We start from the raw sequence: 17067 nt of genomic DNA on the forward strand, positions 1-17067 counted from the left end.
CCAATCGCAACTGCCCACAATCTGAACAATTGAAGGATGCCGCAACGCAGCGAATTGACATATCCCGAAAATTGCGCTTTAGAACCTCAAGACGTAATTTTATTGCCCACTGAAACACGAGGCCCCCTATGACGCAGACGCAGAAAGATCGCCCTTGGCTCATCCGAACCTATGCCGGTCATTCCACGGCCAAAGCCTCGAACGCACTTTATCGGGGGAACCTGGCGAAAGGGCAAACCGGCCTGTCCGTGGCTTTCGATCTGCCCACGCAAACGGGCTATGACAGCGACCACACATTGGCACGCGGTGAAGTCGGCAAAGTGGGCGTTCCCGTTTGTCATCTGGGCGACATGCGGGTTCTGTTCGACCAGATCCCGCTTGAGCAGATGAACACCTCGATGACGATCAACGCCACTGCCCCATGGTTATTGGCGCTGTATATCGCTGTCGCGGAAGAGCAAGGCGCAGATGTGTCGAAATTGCAGGGCACGGTGCAAAATGACCTGATCAAGGAATATCTGAGCCGCGGCACCTATGTTTGCCCGCCCAAACCGTCGCTTAAGATGATCGCGGACGTGGCCGAGTATTGCTATACCAACGTTCCCAAGTGGAACCCGATGAATGTGTGTTCGTACCACCTGCAGGAAGCGGGCGCGACACCAGAACAGGAACTGGCCTATGCGTTGGCCACCGCCATCGCGGTGTTGGATGAATTGCGCCCGCGCGTTCCGGCAGAGGATTTCCCAGCCCTGTGTGGCCGTATTTCGTTTTTCGTGAACGCGGGCATCCGCTTTGTCACCGAAATGTGCAAGATGCGCGCATTTGTCGATCTTTGGGATGAGATTCTGCAACAACGCTATGGTGTCGAGAATCCGAAATTCCGCCGATTCCGCTATGGGGTGCAGGTTAACTCGTTGGGTCTGACCGAACAACAGCCTGAAAACAACGTCTATCGCATCCTGATCGAAATGCTGGCCGTGACGCTGTCGAAAAACGCGCGTGCGCGTGCGGTGCAATTGCCTGCCTGGAACGAGGCGCTTGGGCTGCCGCGCCCCTGGGATCAGCAATGGTCGATGCGGATGCAGCAAATCCTGGCCTATGAGACCGACCTGCTGGAATTCGACGACCTGTTCGATGGCAACCCCGCCGTCGATGCCAAGGTCGAAGAGTTGAAGACAGGCGCGCGGGCCGAGTTGGCGAACCTTGATTCGATGGGTGGCGCGGTGGCCTCGATTGAGTACATGAAATCCCGCCTGGTGGACTCAAACGCAGATCGGCTGAACCGTATTGAACGAAACGAAACCGTCGTTGTTGGTGTGAACAAATGGATCGAAGGTGAAGCTTCACCTTTGCAGACCGAAGATGGCGGCATCATGGTTGTCGATCCGGCGGTGGAACAGGAACAGATCGACCGCCTGAACTCCTGGCGCGCTGAACGGGACGACTCGGCTGTTGCAAATGCCCTGGCCGCGTTGCGGGAGGCCGCGAAAACCGGAGCAAACGTGATGGAGCCGTCCATTGCCGCCGCCAAGGCGGGCGTCACCACAGGCGAATGGGCGGAAGAGATGCGCAAAGTCTACGGTACTTATCGTGGCCCAACCGGTGTTTCAGGCTCGGTTTCGAACAAAACCGAAGGGTTGGACGATCTGCGCGCTGCGGTCGACGCGGTCAGTGACAAACTGGGCCGTCGTCTCAAGTTCCTGGTTGGCAAACCGGGATTGGATGGCCATTCCAACGGCGCTGAACAGATCGCCTTCCGCGCCCGTGATTGCGGCATGGACATCAGCTATGAAGGCATCCGCCTAACCCCAGAGGAAATCGTGGAAGCTGCGCGCGCAGACGACGCGCATGTGATCGGCCTGTCCATCCTATCCGGCAGCCACCTGCCACTGGTCGAAGATGTATTGGCGCGTCTGCAAAAAGAAGGGCTGTCCCATATTCCAGTTGTGGTCGGCGGGATTATTCCCGATGAAGATGCCGAAAAATTGAAAGCCATGGGGGTGGCCAAGGTTTACACCCCTAAAAACTTTGAATTGAACGCAATTATGGGCGATATCGTTGTTTTGGCAGACCCCAAAACACTTGCTGCAGAATAACTGAGCCTTTTCTTTCTTTTTTCCCCGTTTCTGTCCTTTAAATCTTTGGGATGGAATAATCCTGTTTTTGGAAATACGGTGCGCGCCAATACGCACCGTATTCTAATTCAATCGGAGAAGACTGATGGGGATCAATCTCGAACAAATGTCGCGAAAAGAGCTGTTGGCTTTACGTGACGATATAGACAAAGCGCTTGTAAGCGCCGAAAAACGCGAGCGGAGTGCGGCTTTGAAGGCTGCTGAAAAAGCAGCGGCAGAGTTTGGTTTTTCGCTGTCTGAATTGTCCAGCGACGCGCCTCGTGGCGGAAAAGCGCCTAAAACGAAAGCGAAATATCGCAATCCGTCGAACCCGGACCAGACGTGGTCAGGTCGTGGGCGCAAACCCCAATGGGTGCATGACGCCTTAAATGCGGGATCCGATATTTCTGAATTGGAAATTTGATCAGGGTAAGTTGAACAAATGACCATTCACATTGGTGCCGAAAAAGGCGAAATCGCAGAAACCGTTCTTTTGCCCGGAGACCCTTATCGGGCAAAATGGGCTGCAGAGACTTTTTTGACCGATGTAAAACAGGTCAATGACGTTCGGGGAATGCTTGGTTTTACCGGCAATTGGAAAGGACATCCTGTAACGATTCAGGGCAGCGGCATGGGGATGCCCTCTCTTTCCATTTACGTCAATGAATTGATCCGTGATTACGGTGCAAAAACTCTAATCCGTATCGGTTCATGTGGCGGCATGCAGGACAGTGTGAAACTGCGCGACGTTATTCTGGCGATGACATCTACCACGCTCAGCACTCCGTCGCGCGGCATCATGAAAGAGTTGAACTTTGCCCCCTGTGCTGATTGGGGGTTGTTGCATTCTGCGGCAGCGGCAGCAGCGGCAAAGGGGACGCCAACGCATGTTGGTGGAATCTACTCGTCCGATGTCTTTTATGACGAGCGCCCGGACCTGAACGAACAGATGGTGCGTCACGGCATTCTGGGCGTCGAGATGGAAGCCGCAGAACTGTACATCTTGGCGGCACGCCACAAGTGCAGGGCTTTGGCTGTACTCACTGTTTCCGATCACCTTTTGACCGGAGAAGCTCTGCCGTCGTCTGAGCGCGAGCGGAGCTTTGGTGACATGGTGGAAATCGCCCTTCAGGCGGCTTTCCCGAACACCTGACAAATGGCAGGCACCACCAGGTGCCTGTCGGATTTATCGCCCATGCGTGCGATCATAACCATTGCGCGCCGGGCTTTCCCAACCTTTCAAATCACCTTCAGCGGGTGCGAATGTTTCGACCAGCAGCGGGAAACAGGCCGCCGTGTCCGAGGAATGCTCGGACGAACAATCCCCGCCTGGGCAGGCGCTCAGATTGCCAAGCAGATCAATTTCGGCAAAGAATTCAAGATAATCACCGGGGCGCACAGGTGAGGCCTTCATAAAATATTGACCCGTATCGCGGGTAAACCCGGTGCACATAAAGACATTCAGCACGTCATGCACTGCAAGTTCAGCTTCGGTCAGCGGAAGATCCAAATGATCCGCAAGCGCGCGGGTCAGGTTTGAATGGCAGCAGTGGTGGTATTGCGTACCCGACAACAGGTTGCCCGTATACGGATCACACCGCGTACCAATAACGTCATGGACCGACCCGCCAAAGACGTCGATTCCGTACCATTCCAGTGTGTCTTCAATGATCGTGGCCATAGGGCGCAGATGGGGAAAACTGGACCACATCTGTTCTCCGGTGGTCAGATGCGTTCCATGCAAGGCGCGGGTTTTACCTGAATAGAACCGTTCGGACAGGTCATTGCGGTTCCATATGTTCAAATCACCGACCTGTGGGCCTTCGACGGACGTAATTCGAAAGAAATGCCCTGCCGGCACCTCAAAACAGCGCGCATCGCGCGGGGGAACCAGAACCTCGCCGGTTTTGATTGCGCCTTGGCGCAGGGTTCGCATCCACGACACATCAGGTCGCGGTAATGCGTCGTTCGGGTAGCAGATTACGGGGGCCAGCGCGCGACGCGCCTCAGCATCTTCGGGAACGGGGACAGGGCGTTCAGAACGTGTCATGCGATGCAGACTGGCGCATAACTCTGCCTGCGAAAAGCAGATAATTAGTTGTCGCGCGCCCTCGAACACCGCAAAGGCTGTTCCTGAGAAGTGATTTCAGCGCCGCAGAAGCTACACCGCCAGACACCATGGCTTTTGTCTTGGCGCCACCGACAATTACGCGTCAGCGTAGAATGACGGGCGCGCCAGACAAAATAGCCTAATACACCGGCCGCCAACAGAAGCAGAAGAACAGGCATTGCCTTGCTTTGCCGATTAGCAGTCGTAGTTCAAGTCTTACGGCCCGTATCAGGCTGCGTTTGCGTATTCGAACAACTCAGGTTCATTGTCAGCTTTCACGGGTTCTGGCACGTAATACGCCCATGCCTGCTCAAGCAGTTCCAACGCTTCTTGGGCGTCGGTTTTTTGTTTGGAAGTGTCTTTGCTCATTGGAGTGATCCTGGCATAATCTCATCACTCCTCCCTGCCCAAAAAATAAGGCAACGCAGCCAAGGCCGCATCGCCTAATTTTGCAAGTTGGGCATGCGTTTATCGCAAAACGCAGTGGCGCTTAAACAGCGCGTTCGACCATCATCTTTTTGATTTCAGCAATCGCCTTGGCCGGGTTCAGACCTTTGGGGCAGGTCTTGGCGCAATTCATGATGGTGTGACAGCGATACAGCTTGAACGGATCTTCCAGCTCATCCAGACGTTCGCCTGTGGCCTCATCGCGGCTGTCGATAATCCAGCGATACGCATGCAGCAACGCGGCGGGGCCAAGATACCGGTCACCGTTCCACCAATAGCTGGGGCACGAGGTTGAGCAGCTGGCGCACATCACGCATTCATAGAGACCATCCAGTTTCTTGCGGTCCTCAATCGACTGCTTCCATTCCTTCGCGGGACGGTTGGTCTTGGTTTCCAGCCAAGGCATGATCGAAGCATGCTGCGCATAGAAATGGGTCAGATCAGGGATCAGGTCCTTGACCACCGGCATATGCGGCAGCGGATAAATTTTCACGTCGCCCTTGATCTCGTCCATGCCGTAAATGCAGGCCAACGTGTTGATCCCGTCGATATTCATCGCACAAGAGCCACAGATGCCTTCGCGGCAAGACCGGCGGAAGGTCAACGTTGGGTCGATCTCGTTCTTGATCTTGATCAGCGCGTCCAGAACCATCGGGCCGCATGTATCCATGTCGACGAAATAGGTATCAACACGCGGGTTCTGACCGTCATCGGGGTTCCAGCGATAGATCTGGAACTTGCGCACATTGGTGGCACCGTCCGGCTTGGGCCAGGTCTTGCCGGTGGTAATCCGGGAATTCTTGGGCAGGGTCAGTTGAACCATGTCAATTCTCCATTCAGCACAAGGCCGCCTTTCAGCCTGTCCGGGCGCGATCAGACGCCCCTCGATTATAATGCCCCCAGTGGGCAATGTTCACGTCGAAATCCGGCGAGAGCCAGTCCGCAACTCGTTGTGGGTCATCTTTGTCGATATCATAGCGCAGGAAGCGAGGATTTCCGTCGAAATAGGTTTCGACCTCGGTGTGGTGCACATCGTACATATGCGCCCAACCCTGTTTCACCTCATTAGCTGTCTGTCCGTTGGCCTTGCAGCATCGCTCCAGATAGCCACCACCGGAATGGCTGGCCCTTGAGTTGATCCAATCCTCGCGATTGCGCGTGTTCAGCAAAAAGTATGCGCTTGGATAAGCCGCGTGCAGCTCGCGAAAGAAACGCGAACCGTCCAGCATGAAGCGCGAATTGACAAAGGCAATGTCGGTGAAGGCCCTTACCGCGCCGAACCCATCCAAGGGCCTGCGCCCCATGGCAATATTGGTCATCATGCGATGCGCAAGGTTTTGGCCTTGCTCATCTTCCCAATGCACGGATGGGATTCCGCTGTTATGGAACAGCTTGTGAAACGAGGTCGTCGCACAGCGATTCAACCCGATCAGGATTATCTTTGGATCGCTTGACCCCGACTTCAAAACTTCGACCGTCATGACAAGCACCACGCACGCGCCATCCGCAGGCTGATTGCCTGCATCAGGATCACGGGTATTTGGCGCTTGTGCGTCATTGCCTGCTTTCCCTGCCCTTAGAACGTCCGCGCTTTGGGCGCGATTTTCTGAAGGCTGATACCGCCCTGTTCCTCGGTCGTCAGCGGATCAACGATGACCGGGCGATAGCTCAGCTCAACTGCGTTGCCCTCAACGCGGCTGACCGTATGCACGCGCCAGTTTTCATCGTCACGCTCGCTGAAATCCTCATGCGCGTGGGCGCCACGGGATTCCTTACGCGCCTCAGCACCGACGATGGTCGCCAGCGCGTTGGGCATAAGGTTTGTCAGTTCCAAAGTTTCCATCAGATCACTGTTCCAGACCAACGAACGGTCTGTGACTTTCAGATCGTCCATTTTGGCAGCAATCGCGGTCATCTTTTCGACGCCTTCAGCCATTGTTTTGGCCGTACGGAACACGGCTGCATCCGCCTGCATGGTTTTCTGCATCTCAAGCCGCAAGTCCGCGGTCGCGACCGAACCGTTGGCGTTGCGGACCGCATCGAACCGATCAAAGGCTTTGTCGACCGACGCCTGATTTAGAACCGGGTTCGGCGCTTCGGCATCAACGACTTTACCAGCGCGGATCGCGGCCGCGCGGCCAAACACCACGAGGTCGATCAGCGAGTTAGATCCCAGTCGGTTCGCACCATGGACCGAGGCACAACCCGCTTCACCCACAGCCATCAAGCCAGGAACGACGGCCGTCGGGTCGTCGGCGGTGGGGTTCAGAACCTCACCCCAATAGTTGGTCGGAATACCACCCATGTTGTAGTGAACAGTCGGCAGAACCGGGATTGGTTCCTTGGTTACGTCGACACCCGCAAAGATCTTTGCGCTTTCCGAGATACCCGGCAAACGCTCGGCCAAAGCTTCGGCAGGCAGGTGCGACAGGTTCAGGTGGATGTGATCCCCTTCCGCACCGACACCCCGACCTTCACGGATCTCCATTGTCATCGAGCGCGAGACATAGTCACGCGGCGCGAGGTCTTTGTACTGGGGCGCATAACGCTCCATAAACCGCTCGCCTTCCGAGTTTGTCAGATAGCCACCCTCGCCGCGCGCACCTTCGGTGATCAGACAGCCCGAGCCGTAGATGCCGGTCGGGTGGAACTGCACGAACTCCATATCCTGCAGGGCCAGACCTGCGCGGGCCACCATACCGCCACCGTCACCGGTACAGGTATGGGCCGAAGTCGCGCTGAAATATGCCCGGCCATAGCCGCCTGTCGCCAGAACAACCATCTTGGCGTTGAAGACATGCATCGTGCCGTCGTCCAGCTTCCAGCAGACGACACCCTGACATTGCCCATCCTCGGACATGATCAGGTCGATGGCGAAATATTCGATGTAGAACTCGGCGTTGTTTTTCAGCGATTGACCATACAGCGTGTGCAGGATCGCATGACCGGTCCGGTCGGCGGCAGCACAGGTGCGCTGTACAGCGGGGCCTTCGCCAAACTCAGTCGTATGACCACCGAATGGGCGCTGATAGATCTTGCCTTCTTCGGTGCGGCTGAAGGGCACGCCGTAATGCTCCAATTCGTACACGGCTTTGGGCGCTTCGCGCGCGAGGTACTCCATCGCGTCGGTGTCACCCAACCAGTCCGACCCTTTGACCGTGTCATACATGTGCCACTGCCAGTGATCCGGGCCCATATTCGACAAGGACGCCGCGATACCACCCTGAGCCGCCACTGTGTGCGAACGGGTTGGGAAAACCTTTGTTACACACGCGGTGCGCAATCCCTGTTCCGCCATGCCCAAGGTCGCCCGCAGACCGGCCCCACCGGCACCGACAACGACCACGTCATAGTCATGCGTTTCGTATTCGTATGCAGCCATTTCTTTCAGCTCCGGGAGTTAAAGGGCAATGCGCGCGATGGCGAAAATGCCAGCCGCTGCCGCGCCATAAGACAGGCAAGTCACCAGAATAATCAGGACCTTTTCGAGCGTGCCGTGAACGTAGTCCTCAAGCATCACCTGCGCACCGTCTGCGAAGTGCTTGAAGCCAACTGCCAGCGTCAACGCTGCAACAATCGCGGGGAAGGGACGTGAATAGTAGTCCAGAACCACATCAAACGGCTGACCCAGAACCGGGCCAAATGTAAAAACAAACAAAGGCACAAGGATCAGCAACGCCACCGAGCTGACTTTCATCGCCCAGAAATGGGCTGTGCCGGATTTTGCCGAGCCAAGGCCAGCGGCGCGTTTGCGGTCGGTCAGATAACGCATGTCAGGCCTCCAATCACGCGACGATGACAAGGGTCAGAAGGGTCAACACAACCGATCCGATGACGACGGCCCAACCCAGCTTGGTCGCTGTGGGAAGGTCCAAGCCAACCGCGTTGTCCCAGATCAGATGCCGCACGCCCGCCAGCGTGTGATACCACAGGCCCCAAACGGACAAAGCCATAACCAGATCCCCAAGCACCGAGGTAATCACGCCATTCGCCACGGCGAACGCCTCGGGCGAGGTTGCTGCGGCCAGAAACCACCAAACAATCAACAACGCCGCCAGTAGGAGTGCGTTACCAGTGATGCGTGTCAGGATGGAAGTGACCGACGTCAGCTGAGGACGATAGATCGACAGATGCGGCGAAAGTGGGCGGTTGCCCCGATTTACATCGGCCATGGCGGCTCCTTTTCGGTTGGCTACCGAACGTTTTACTGTTTTTTGCGACACTGTCACGTGCTGCGGTTGCAAAAAACAGCAAATTCACGTCAAATCAGTTGATATTCCCCATATGTGATCACACAAAATAATGTCGTGATCACATATTATATTCCTCATTATCAATGTTAGCGTTTTCAAAGGCAAACGGATGTGATCACGAATCTTTTGTCATGTCACTTCAGCTCTGCGGTTTGCTGCGTCACTTCGCGCAGCAGTTTTCTGCGAATTCGTTCCGGATAGTCCGCGAACCCTGCTGCCGAAACGACAAAAGCACCCTCACCCACGATGACATTCTCAAAGAAATAGGCCGTCAGATCCGGTTCGCTTTCCTCTATGGCCAAGGCATTGACCACAACGCCTCGATCTCGCAAGGCCGCGTGAACTTGCGTCGGCTCGACCCCTTCATTGGATACCCCGTCACCTGACAAATCGATCAGATGCCGGGCGCAGTGGGAAACCGGCTCGAATGAATCGAGCGTTGTTTGAAGCGCTTCCCCAATCGCGGTTGAAAAATTCCGCCAGATACGCGGATCAGCAGAAACTTGATCCGCAAACCGATCCAAAGCTGCGAAACTGTCGATACGGGTCCAAGGGATCGTTATCTGCTGACGCGACGACCCCGTCCATTGTACCAGCATCAACTGTGCCTGCCCCTGCACCAAAGCTTCGGATACAATCGGGTCGCGCAGTCCGGTAGCTAGCCCGTCCATCTGGATCCGATATTCGCTGCTATCGACCGAGCCGGACACATCCACAGCCAAGGCCAAAGCCAGATCACAGGCCTGAGCCGCCGGGGCCAGGCAGACGCCGGCCGATATCGCGCGCAGAAAGTGCATGGTGCAAACCTAGCACGGCTAACACGCAAGTGGTTCACATAACCGTCAGAACTCTTATTGCGGCATAAGCGCCCAATAATCGAGATCCAGAAGAACATCGGGCAAATACCGTCCCTCGTCGTTCTTCAATGCAAACGGAGCGCCCCCTTTGGTTGCCACCAATCGCAGCCGAATCGCACCCACGCCTGGTACGCCGGTTTCCGCTTTGTCCAGAACTTCGGACCACGCCTTGATGGTATCTCCTGCAAAACAAGGGTTTGCATGTGCGCCGCCGTTCAGGCCAACGATCATCTGCGCATTTGCCAAGCCATTGAACGACAGGGTCCGCGCCATCGAAATAACATGACCTCCATAGATCAGCCTGCCTTCGGGCCGGAACGTCAGGTCGAAATGCACTTTGGCCGTGTTTTGCCACAGGCGTGTGGCCAGCATGTGCTCTGCCTCTTCCACGGTGACACCGTCCACATGGTCGATGGTCTCACCGATGTCGTAGTCGCCCCAGCGGTGCGGCTCACCCGCCAAAGCAAAATTGTAATTCGAGAAATCAAGACCCTCGGGCACGATTAGATCCTGCGGATCAAGAACCTTTTTCAACTCGGGAACAACTGTTTCGGGCGCCGGCACGTCGACATTTGCTTTGCGCACCATAACCCAACGAACATATTCCAGCACAACCTCGTCCAACTGGTTCAGCCCGCGTGTGCGCACCCATACGACGCCAGTTTTTCCGTTGGAGTTCTGCTTGACCCCGATCACCTCGGACACAGAGCGCAGGGTATCTCCAGCGTACACAGGTTTCAGCCAGCGGCCCTCGGCGTAGCCAAGATTGGCAACCGCGTTCAACGAAACATCCGGCACGGTTTTGCCGAAAACCAGATGGAAGGCGACCAGATCATCAATCGGGCTCTCCGGCAAACCACAATCCCGGGCAAATTCGTCCGACGAATACAGGGCATGACGCGCAGGATAGAGCGCGTGATACAAGCCGCGCTCTCCCTCGGTCACTGTACGCGGTACCGCATGTTGCAGCACCTGCCCGACGGAATAATCCTCGAAAAAACGTCCCGGATTTGTTTTTGCCATTACTGCTGTCCCAGTTTCATTTCAGGGGAATAGTCCGCCTCGACCTCTTTGGTCACGGCCTGCGCACAACGCATAACGTTGTTTGCTATGTCGAAGGCATAGGACGGGTCGCCATACAGCTCCCACCCTTTGGCCAGCGCGTCAGACACTTTGTGGCAGAAGGCCGATGTGTCTTCCTCGGTCAACAAACGATAGAGTTTTGCCATCTATCAGGTCCCTATGAGCCGAAAGGAGACGGACCGACCAGCCCATGGATATAACCGATAATCCCCAGCAGCACGATTGAAGCCACAAAGAACATCGCGTCTTTGCCGTAAGTGCCAGGCTCAGCCGGTGTCCATTCGGGCTCGGACTTGTTGATCACGATCACTTCGACCACGGCCCAGGCCAGAAGTCCACCAAACAGGATGATCGACACCAAATCGCCGTTCACCAGCAAATGCGCAAAGGCCCACAGCTTGAAACCGCCCAGCATCGGATGACGCAGCTTGTTCAACAACCGTCCCTTTGTACCGGCAGGACTCATCATGTAGATCGCGATCAGCACCAACAGGTTGTTGACGTGGATCAGGAATGTCGGCGGCGCCCAGACAAAGATGAAATCGGTCATACGATAGCCGAAGACCATCAGCAGGATCGACGCGACCAGGGCCAAAGCGACGGCGCCTTTACCCCCGTCGCCCATCGCGGCTCGACGTTCAGGTGCGACGCGTTTGAACAGATGTGCCGCCCACCACAGCGCCACTCCAAGGATCAGAAGAACAAAGCCCATGCTGGCTTACCCCGCTTGCAAAGCTGAAATTGCCTCTGCTTTTGCCAGAATTTCGCGGGCTGTTGCAACGTGCAGGTTCTCAACAATTTTGCCATCGACGACAGCAACACCCTGCCCTTGCGCTTCAACTTCTTCAAACGCCGTGATCTGGCGTCGGGCCAGATCGATCTCGGCGTCAGACGGCGCATAGGCGGCATTTGTGATCTCGACCTGTGCGGGGTGGATCAGTGTTTTGCCATCAAAACCCATGTCACGACCCTGCGCGCATTCTGCGGCCAGACCTTCGCCATCCTTGAACGCGTTATAAACGCCATCAACGATGATCAGACCTTCGGCCTTGGCAGCCAGCAGGCACAGGCCCAGCGAGGTCATAAGTGGCAGACGGTCAGGGCGAAAACGAGTTTGCAGTTCCTTCGCCAGATCATTGGTGCCCATCACGAACCCGGCCATCAGGGGATGGGCTGCGATTTCAGGCGCGTTGAGCATCCCGCGCGGCGTTTCCATCATGGCCCAGATCGGCATATCTCCGGTAATTGCAGCCAGAGCATCGACGTCGGCTGCCGAGTTTACTTTGGGCAGAAGGACAACGTCGGCATCCATGCCGCGCACCGCCTCTGCATCAGCACGACCCCATTCGGTGTCCAACCCGTTGATCCGCACGATCTTGACCCGCGCGCCATAACCACCAGCCGCCAAAGCCGCCTTGAGCGTTTCGCGTGCATTTTCCTTCTCGTCCGCCGCGACCGCATCTTCCAGATCAAAGATAATCGCATCCACAGGCAGAGTGCGGGCCTTGTCCAGTGCCCGGTCTCTCGAACCCGGGATGTAAAGAACCGAACGATAGGGGCGCTGACGAGGATCCATGGACCACTCCCATTGAAATAAAGTTGCGCGGAATGGGGCATTTTTTGCCGGAAAGTTCAAGAAGAAATTTGCCGCAGCGCAGCAAAAGCGACGCAACGTGCTTTGCCTTAACCGAATTTCGTCGCCTCCGCCCCAGCCTGAGCAACAGATGGAATCGAAAGGGCTACGGGATGGAAAAGACACTGCTTAAGATGACAATGGGTCTGGGGATCATGGTTCTGGCGGCACAGCAGGTGCAGGCTCAGGGCCAGAATTGTGCGCCGCGAGAGGATGTACTGAAGCGATTGCATGAAATCTATGGCGAAGAACGCAGGGGCTTTGGGCTGGCCCGGCAAGGCGCGGTTATGGAGCTCTTCGCTTCGGGCGAAAGCGGCAGTTGGACGATCACGGTGACCTTGCCAAACGGAATCACGTGCTTGGTGGCCTCCGGTCAGGCCTATGAGGAAGTCGCGGACGCCCTGCCGCCGAACGCCTGATTACGTAAGCGCGTCCCAGATCAGTTTGCTGCCCGTCAAGGTCAGCAACACGTAGGCAATTCCAAAGAAAAGGCGCTCAGACATCATGAAATGCGCTCGAACGCCAAGCCACGCGCCTAGAATGGCAAAGGGTGTCAACAACATGTCGGCCAGCGCCGTGTGCCATGTGAACAAACCCAAAAACGCGTAAGGCACAAACTTTGTGATGTTGATAACCCAAAAAACCAGCACAGTGCTGGCCTGAAACTCGGTCTTCGACAGTTTTTGGGACAACAGGTATACCGCGGCGGGCGGACCTCCTGCATGACTGACAAAACTGGTGAAACCGGCGACCAATCCGGCAAAAAGCCCGGCCGACGGTGGCAGGCGATTGGCAAATCCACGCACCCAGCCTCTGGTCTGTGCAATGTGCCAAATAACGAAACCGACCGAAATGCCACCGATCAGTAGTCGCAACAGATCATTATCCGTTGCCTTATACAGCCAAGCACCCAGCGCGACGCCCGGTACTGCGCCCAAAATCAGCAGGCGGGAATCCGGCCAACTCCACCGCTTCCAATAGGGGCCCAGCGTGGCCACGTCGATCACCATCAGGATCGGCAGCATCAGAGCCAGGGCCTGCCCGGGTTCCAGGATCAGCGCCAGAATCGACGAAGACGCAAAGGCCACACCCGAGCCGAAACCTCCCTTTGATATGCCCGCAAAAACCACCGCAGGGATCGCCACTGCAAAAAACATCAGGTTTAATTCGAACATGCGCCGGTTCCGGTTTTGGCTTGTCTCAAAGGCCCTTTAGCGCAACCACACCGGGCTCTGCAAACGGTATGCGGTTGTATGCCACGTCGCAGAACCCTTGCCTATTGCCGTTTTAGCGACTAGCACGACCGCGATTTCAAAACCGACCGGAGATATTCCAAATGGCCAGACCCAAGATTGCGCTGATCGGCGCGGGGAACATCGGCGGCACGCTTGCGCATCTTGCAGCTGTCAAAGAACTGGGTGACGTAGTCCTGTTTGACATCGCTGACGGGCTGCCGCAGGGCAAGGCGCTCGACATCGCAGAATCCGGCCCATCCGAAGGCTTTGACGCCTCGATGAAGGGCACAAGCGACTATGCCGATATTGCTGGCGCGGATGTGTGCATCGTGACCGCTGGTGTGGCCCGCAAGCCAGGCATGAGCCGCGATGACCTGCTGGGCATCAACCTGAAAGTCATGAAGTCGGTCGGTGAAGGCATCGCCGCTCACGCACCCGATGCCTTCGTGATCTGCATCACCAACCCGCTGGACGCAATGGTTTGGGCGCTGCGCGAATTCTCGGGCCTGCCGCACAACAAGGTTTGCGGCATGGCAGGCGTATTGGACTCGGCGCGCTTTGCGCATTTCTTATCGGAAGAATTCAATGTTTCGATGCGCGACGTCACCGCTTTCGTTCTGGGTGGTCACGGCGACACCATGGTGCCTTCGGTGCGCTATTCGACCGTAGCCGGTATACCACTGCCCGATCTGGTTGAGATGGGTTGGACCACGCAAGAGAAGCTGGACGCCATCGTTCAGCGCACCCGTGACGGTGGTGCCGAAATCGTTGGCCTGCTGAAAACAGGTTCCGCTTATTACGCGCCTGCCACTTCGGCAATCGAAATGGCCGAAGCTTATCTGAAAGACCAAAAACGCGTTCTGCCTTGCGCTGCCTACTGCAGTGGTGAGTTGGGTGTTGACGGTCTGTACGTTGGCGTCCCGACCGTAATCGGTGCAGGTGGCGTAGAACGTATCGTCGACATCAAACTGAACGAAGACGAACAAGCCGGTTTCGACAACTCGGTCAACGCCGTTAAGGGCCTGATCGACGCTTGCAAAGGCATCGACAGCTCGCTGGCTTAAACCAGCACAAATTCTCAGGCTAAAAGCCGGCCCATTTCTGGGCCGGTTTTCTTTTGCCCAGATCAATCAGGGTCGCGAATGTTGGCGCAAACGTCGCAAATCCTTTTTTTTGAATGTGATTTCCGGTGCCTGCACTGTATTTTCGAATCAATCGATCACGCGGCAAATTTTGTGATCACACCCTAAAAAGCCGTGATCACAAATGGCGAAAATCTTCACTAAAATCCTCTTTGCCGTCAAAAAACCCTTTAAACTTGCCCGCTAGACACCCCTATAACGGTTAAACGCAGTCAGACGGGACAATTTCGATGAACATTCACGAATATCAGGCCAAGGCTCTTCTTCGCAGCTATGGCGCTCCGGTTTCCGATGGTCGCGCCGTGCTGCGCGCCGAAGAAGCCAAAACCGCAGCCGGTGAACTGGACGGCCCCCTGTGGGTGGTCAAGGCGCAGATCCACGCAGGCGGGCGCGGCAAAGGCTCTTTCAAAGAGGCCGACGCCGGTGAAAAAGGCGGTGTCCGTCTGACCAAATCGGTTGAGGAAGCGGCTGAGGAAGCCAAGAAGATGCTGGGCCGTACTCTGGTCACACATCAGACCGGCCCCGCAGGCAAGCAAGTCAACCGCATCTACATCGAAGCTGGTTCGGGCATCGAACGTGAACTGTACCTAGCCCTTCTGGTAGACCGCCAGACCAGCCGCATTTCGTTTGTCTGCTCGACCGAAGGCGGCATGGACATCGAAGAAGTCGCCGCTGCGACGCCCGAGAAAATCCTGTCATTCTCGGTCGACCCGGCCACCGGATACCAACCTTATCACGGCCGCCGCATCGCCTTCTCGTTGGGTCTGGAAGGCGCACAGGTCAAGCAATGCGTCAAACTGATGAACCAGCTCTACAACGCCTTCGTCGAGAAGGACATGGAAATGCTGGAGATCAACCCGCTGATCGTTTCGGACAGCGGCGACCTGAAAGTGCTGGATGCCAAGGTCGGTTTCGACGGCAACGCGGTCTACCGCCACCCCGACATCGCCGAGTTGCGCGACACGACCGAGGAAGACCCCAAGGAGCTGGAAGCCAGCAAATATGACCTGAACTACATCGCGCTGGACGGTGAGATCGGCTGTATGGTGAACGGCGCGGGTCTGGCGATGGCCACCATGGACATCATCAAGCTCTATGGTGCAGAGCCTGCAAACTTCCTCGACGTGGGCGGCGGTGCAACCAAAGAGAAAGTCACCGAGGCGTTCAAGATCATCACCTCGGACGAGAACGTCAAAGGCATTCTGGTCAACATCTTCGGCGGCATCATGCGCTGTGATGTGATTGCTGAGGGCGTTGTCGCCGCGGTGAAAGAGGTCGGCCTGCAGGTTCCGCTGGTCGTGCGTCTGGAAGGCACGAATGTCGAAAAAGGCAAAGAGATCATCAACACCTCTGGCCTCGACGTGATCGCGGCAGACAACCTGAAAGACGGCGCCGAGAAGATCGTGAAAGCGGTTAAGGGATAGTAAGTCTCGAATGGTTGCTTTTCTCGACAAATACAACATTGCTTATTTTGGTGTCCACAAAGCTGCTGGAACATCCATTAAGCATGTCCTTTATAAAATCGAGACTGGTAATGAGTGGGATGGAAAGATCACGGAACTCCATCCCCGCTATCCGACCAGGCCAGTCCGACAGAGCGATTTTGAGAAAGCCCGCGATTATTGGAGTTTTGCAGTTGTTCGCGATCCAATAAAACGGTTTCTGTCTGGTTACCAAAATCGTGTGCACGATTTTGAGGACCTAAAAAAAGTACCTGTCGGTTCGGAGCATCAGAACAAGCTGATTGGCAAATTGTTCGGAATGCGAAATCAGCAACCGTTCAAAGGTTTCAAGACCAACCCGACGATAGAAGAGTTCATACGAGACTATGACAAATATTGTGACGTAAGCCGTGTAATGTATCTCCATACTTGTCCCATTGATGTTTTTCTGGGGCAAGATATTGGCTTCTTCGACGCTGTTTATACGACGTCCGAATTAGACAGGCTGGCTGCTGATTTGTCTGAAAGGCTGAACACTACCGTTCACATTGGTCGCAGAAATTCCAGCAGCACTACGCCGCCACGTTTCGAGGATTTATCCAAGGAATCCAAAGATTTTTTGGTGCGACATACACAAGCAGACTACGAACTGCTTGGGGCGTTTTTCCCCACCGGGCAAAACCTTATCAACACTTATGAATAGCGCCACGCAGGCGAGTTAACCCAAACAGGAGCACGAAGGAATGGCAGT

General features: G+C 55.8%; 20 protein-coding genes. 7 read left to right on the forward strand and 13 right to left on the reverse strand.

Translation table 11 applies throughout. The features are described 5' to 3' along the window. Positions 1 to 128 precede the first annotated feature (128 nt). From GOV89_RS14440 to deoD, 3 genes are all read left to right on the forward strand, one after another. Positions 129 to 2096 carry a protein meaA gene (locus tag GOV89_RS14440; RefSeq protein WP_171238490.1) on the forward strand — a complete coding sequence of 656 codons (1968 nt, stop codon included), beginning with the start codon at positions 129 to 131 and terminating at the stop codon, positions 2094 to 2096. Between the two features lie 124 nt (positions 2097 to 2220). After that, positions 2221 to 2538 (forward strand): H-NS family nucleoid-associated regulatory protein, encoded by a 318-nt coding sequence (locus tag GOV89_RS14445; RefSeq protein ID WP_171179162.1) that lies wholly within the window; start codon positions 2221 to 2223, stop codon positions 2536 to 2538. A gap of 18 nt (positions 2539 to 2556) precedes the next feature. After that, entirely contained in the window at positions 2557 to 3267 is a 711-nt protein-coding gene (gene deoD / locus GOV89_RS14450; protein ID WP_171179160.1) for a purine-nucleoside phosphorylase, read from the forward strand. 33 nt (positions 3268 to 3300) lie between these two features. Here the strand turns inward: deoD and GOV89_RS14455 are convergent, their stop codons facing one another. The 12 genes from GOV89_RS14455 to GOV89_RS14510 form a co-directional block, all read right to left on the reverse strand. After that, entirely contained in the window at positions 3301 to 4164 is an 864-nt protein-coding gene (locus tag GOV89_RS14455) for a DUF1989 domain-containing protein (RefSeq protein WP_171234938.1), read from the reverse strand. A 288-nt stretch (positions 4165 to 4452) separates the two neighbouring features. Next, entirely contained in the window at positions 4453 to 4593 is a 141-nt protein-coding gene (locus tag GOV89_RS14460; RefSeq protein ID WP_171238491.1) for a hypothetical protein, read from the reverse strand. 121 nt (positions 4594 to 4714) lie between these two features. After that, positions 4715 to 5494, reverse strand: a complete 780-nt coding sequence (locus GOV89_RS14465; protein ID WP_152456842.1) for a succinate dehydrogenase iron-sulfur subunit — start codon at positions 5492 to 5494, stop codon at positions 4715 to 4717. Positions 5495 to 5525: 31 nt separating this feature from the next. Next, the gene (locus tag GOV89_RS14470; RefSeq protein ID WP_171179154.1) at positions 5526 to 6152 is read right to left on the reverse strand and encodes a sulfotransferase; all 627 of its coding nucleotides are present in this window, start codon (positions 6150 to 6152) and stop codon (positions 5526 to 5528) included. A gap of 95 nt (positions 6153 to 6247) precedes the next feature. Beyond that, complete coding sequence (sdhA, locus tag GOV89_RS14475; protein ID WP_171238492.1) at positions 6248 to 8053, reverse strand: succinate dehydrogenase flavoprotein subunit; 1806 nt, start codon at positions 8051 to 8053, stop codon at positions 6248 to 6250. An 18-nt stretch (positions 8054 to 8071) separates the two neighbouring features. Further along, positions 8072 to 8443 (reverse strand): succinate dehydrogenase, hydrophobic membrane anchor protein, encoded by a 372-nt coding sequence (sdhD, locus tag GOV89_RS14480; RefSeq protein ID WP_050604070.1) that lies wholly within the window; start codon positions 8441 to 8443, stop codon positions 8072 to 8074. 13 nt (positions 8444 to 8456) lie between these two features. Beyond that, positions 8457 to 8843: a succinate dehydrogenase, cytochrome b556 subunit gene (gene sdhC, locus GOV89_RS14485; RefSeq protein WP_170346368.1), complete on the reverse strand. Its 387-nt coding sequence runs from the start codon at positions 8841 to 8843 to the stop codon at positions 8457 to 8459. A 215-nt stretch (positions 8844 to 9058) separates the two neighbouring features. Continuing rightward, complete coding sequence (locus GOV89_RS14490) at positions 9059 to 9721, reverse strand: DUF1194 domain-containing protein (protein ID WP_171179150.1); 663 nt, start codon at positions 9719 to 9721, stop codon at positions 9059 to 9061. Positions 9722 to 9775: 54 nt separating this feature from the next. After that, a complete protein-coding gene (locus GOV89_RS14495; protein WP_171179148.1) occupies positions 9776 to 10804 on the reverse strand; it encodes a MaoC family dehydratase in 1029 nt (342 codons plus the stop codon). Continuing rightward, on the reverse strand, positions 10804 to 11010 hold the full coding sequence (locus GOV89_RS14500; RefSeq protein WP_171179146.1) for a DUF1737 domain-containing protein: 207 nt from the start codon (positions 11008 to 11010) through the stop codon (positions 10804 to 10806). The genes GOV89_RS14495 and GOV89_RS14500 overlap by 1 nt, the downstream gene beginning before the upstream one ends. A gap of 11 nt (positions 11011 to 11021) precedes the next feature. Then, entirely contained in the window at positions 11022 to 11576 is a 555-nt protein-coding gene (locus GOV89_RS14505; RefSeq protein WP_171179144.1) for an NnrU family protein, read from the reverse strand. Between the two features lie 6 nt (positions 11577 to 11582). Then, positions 11583 to 12440: a CoA ester lyase gene (locus GOV89_RS14510; RefSeq protein ID WP_171179142.1), complete on the reverse strand. Its 858-nt coding sequence runs from the start codon at positions 12438 to 12440 to the stop codon at positions 11583 to 11585. 170 nt (positions 12441 to 12610) lie between these two features. Here GOV89_RS14510 and GOV89_RS14515 point away from each other — a divergent pair, with 170 nt between their 5' ends. Further along, on the forward strand, positions 12611 to 12916 hold the full coding sequence (locus GOV89_RS14515; RefSeq protein WP_171179140.1) for a hypothetical protein: 306 nt from the start codon (positions 12611 to 12613) through the stop codon (positions 12914 to 12916). On the opposite strand, the gene GOV89_RS14520 is transcribed toward GOV89_RS14515, so the two are convergent. Continuing rightward, positions 12917 to 13672 (reverse strand): sulfite exporter TauE/SafE family protein, encoded by a 756-nt coding sequence (locus tag GOV89_RS14520; RefSeq protein WP_171179137.1) that lies wholly within the window; start codon positions 13670 to 13672, stop codon positions 12917 to 12919. 161 nt (positions 13673 to 13833) lie between these two features. Here GOV89_RS14520 and mdh point away from each other — a divergent pair, with 161 nt between their 5' ends. The 3 genes from mdh to GOV89_RS14535 all read left to right on the forward strand — a co-directional run bounded on the left by mdh (position 13834) and on the right by GOV89_RS14535 (position 17019). Next, on the forward strand, positions 13834 to 14796 hold the full coding sequence (gene mdh / locus GOV89_RS14525; protein ID WP_171093679.1) for a malate dehydrogenase: 963 nt from the start codon (positions 13834 to 13836) through the stop codon (positions 14794 to 14796). A 308-nt stretch (positions 14797 to 15104) separates the two neighbouring features. Next, positions 15105 to 16298: an ADP-forming succinate--CoA ligase subunit beta gene (sucC, locus tag GOV89_RS14530; RefSeq protein WP_171179135.1), complete on the forward strand. Its 1194-nt coding sequence runs from the start codon at positions 15105 to 15107 to the stop codon at positions 16296 to 16298. Between the two features lie 10 nt (positions 16299 to 16308). Continuing rightward, a complete protein-coding gene (locus GOV89_RS14535) occupies positions 16309 to 17019 on the forward strand; it encodes a sulfotransferase family 2 domain-containing protein (protein WP_171179133.1) in 711 nt (236 codons plus the stop codon). Positions 17020 to 17067: the final 48 nt, after the last annotated feature.

Source organism: Ruegeria sp. HKCCA5763, from assembly GCF_013034545.1.
In the GTDB taxonomy this organism is placed as follows: Bacteria; Pseudomonadota; Alphaproteobacteria; order Rhodobacterales; family Rhodobacteraceae; genus Ruegeria.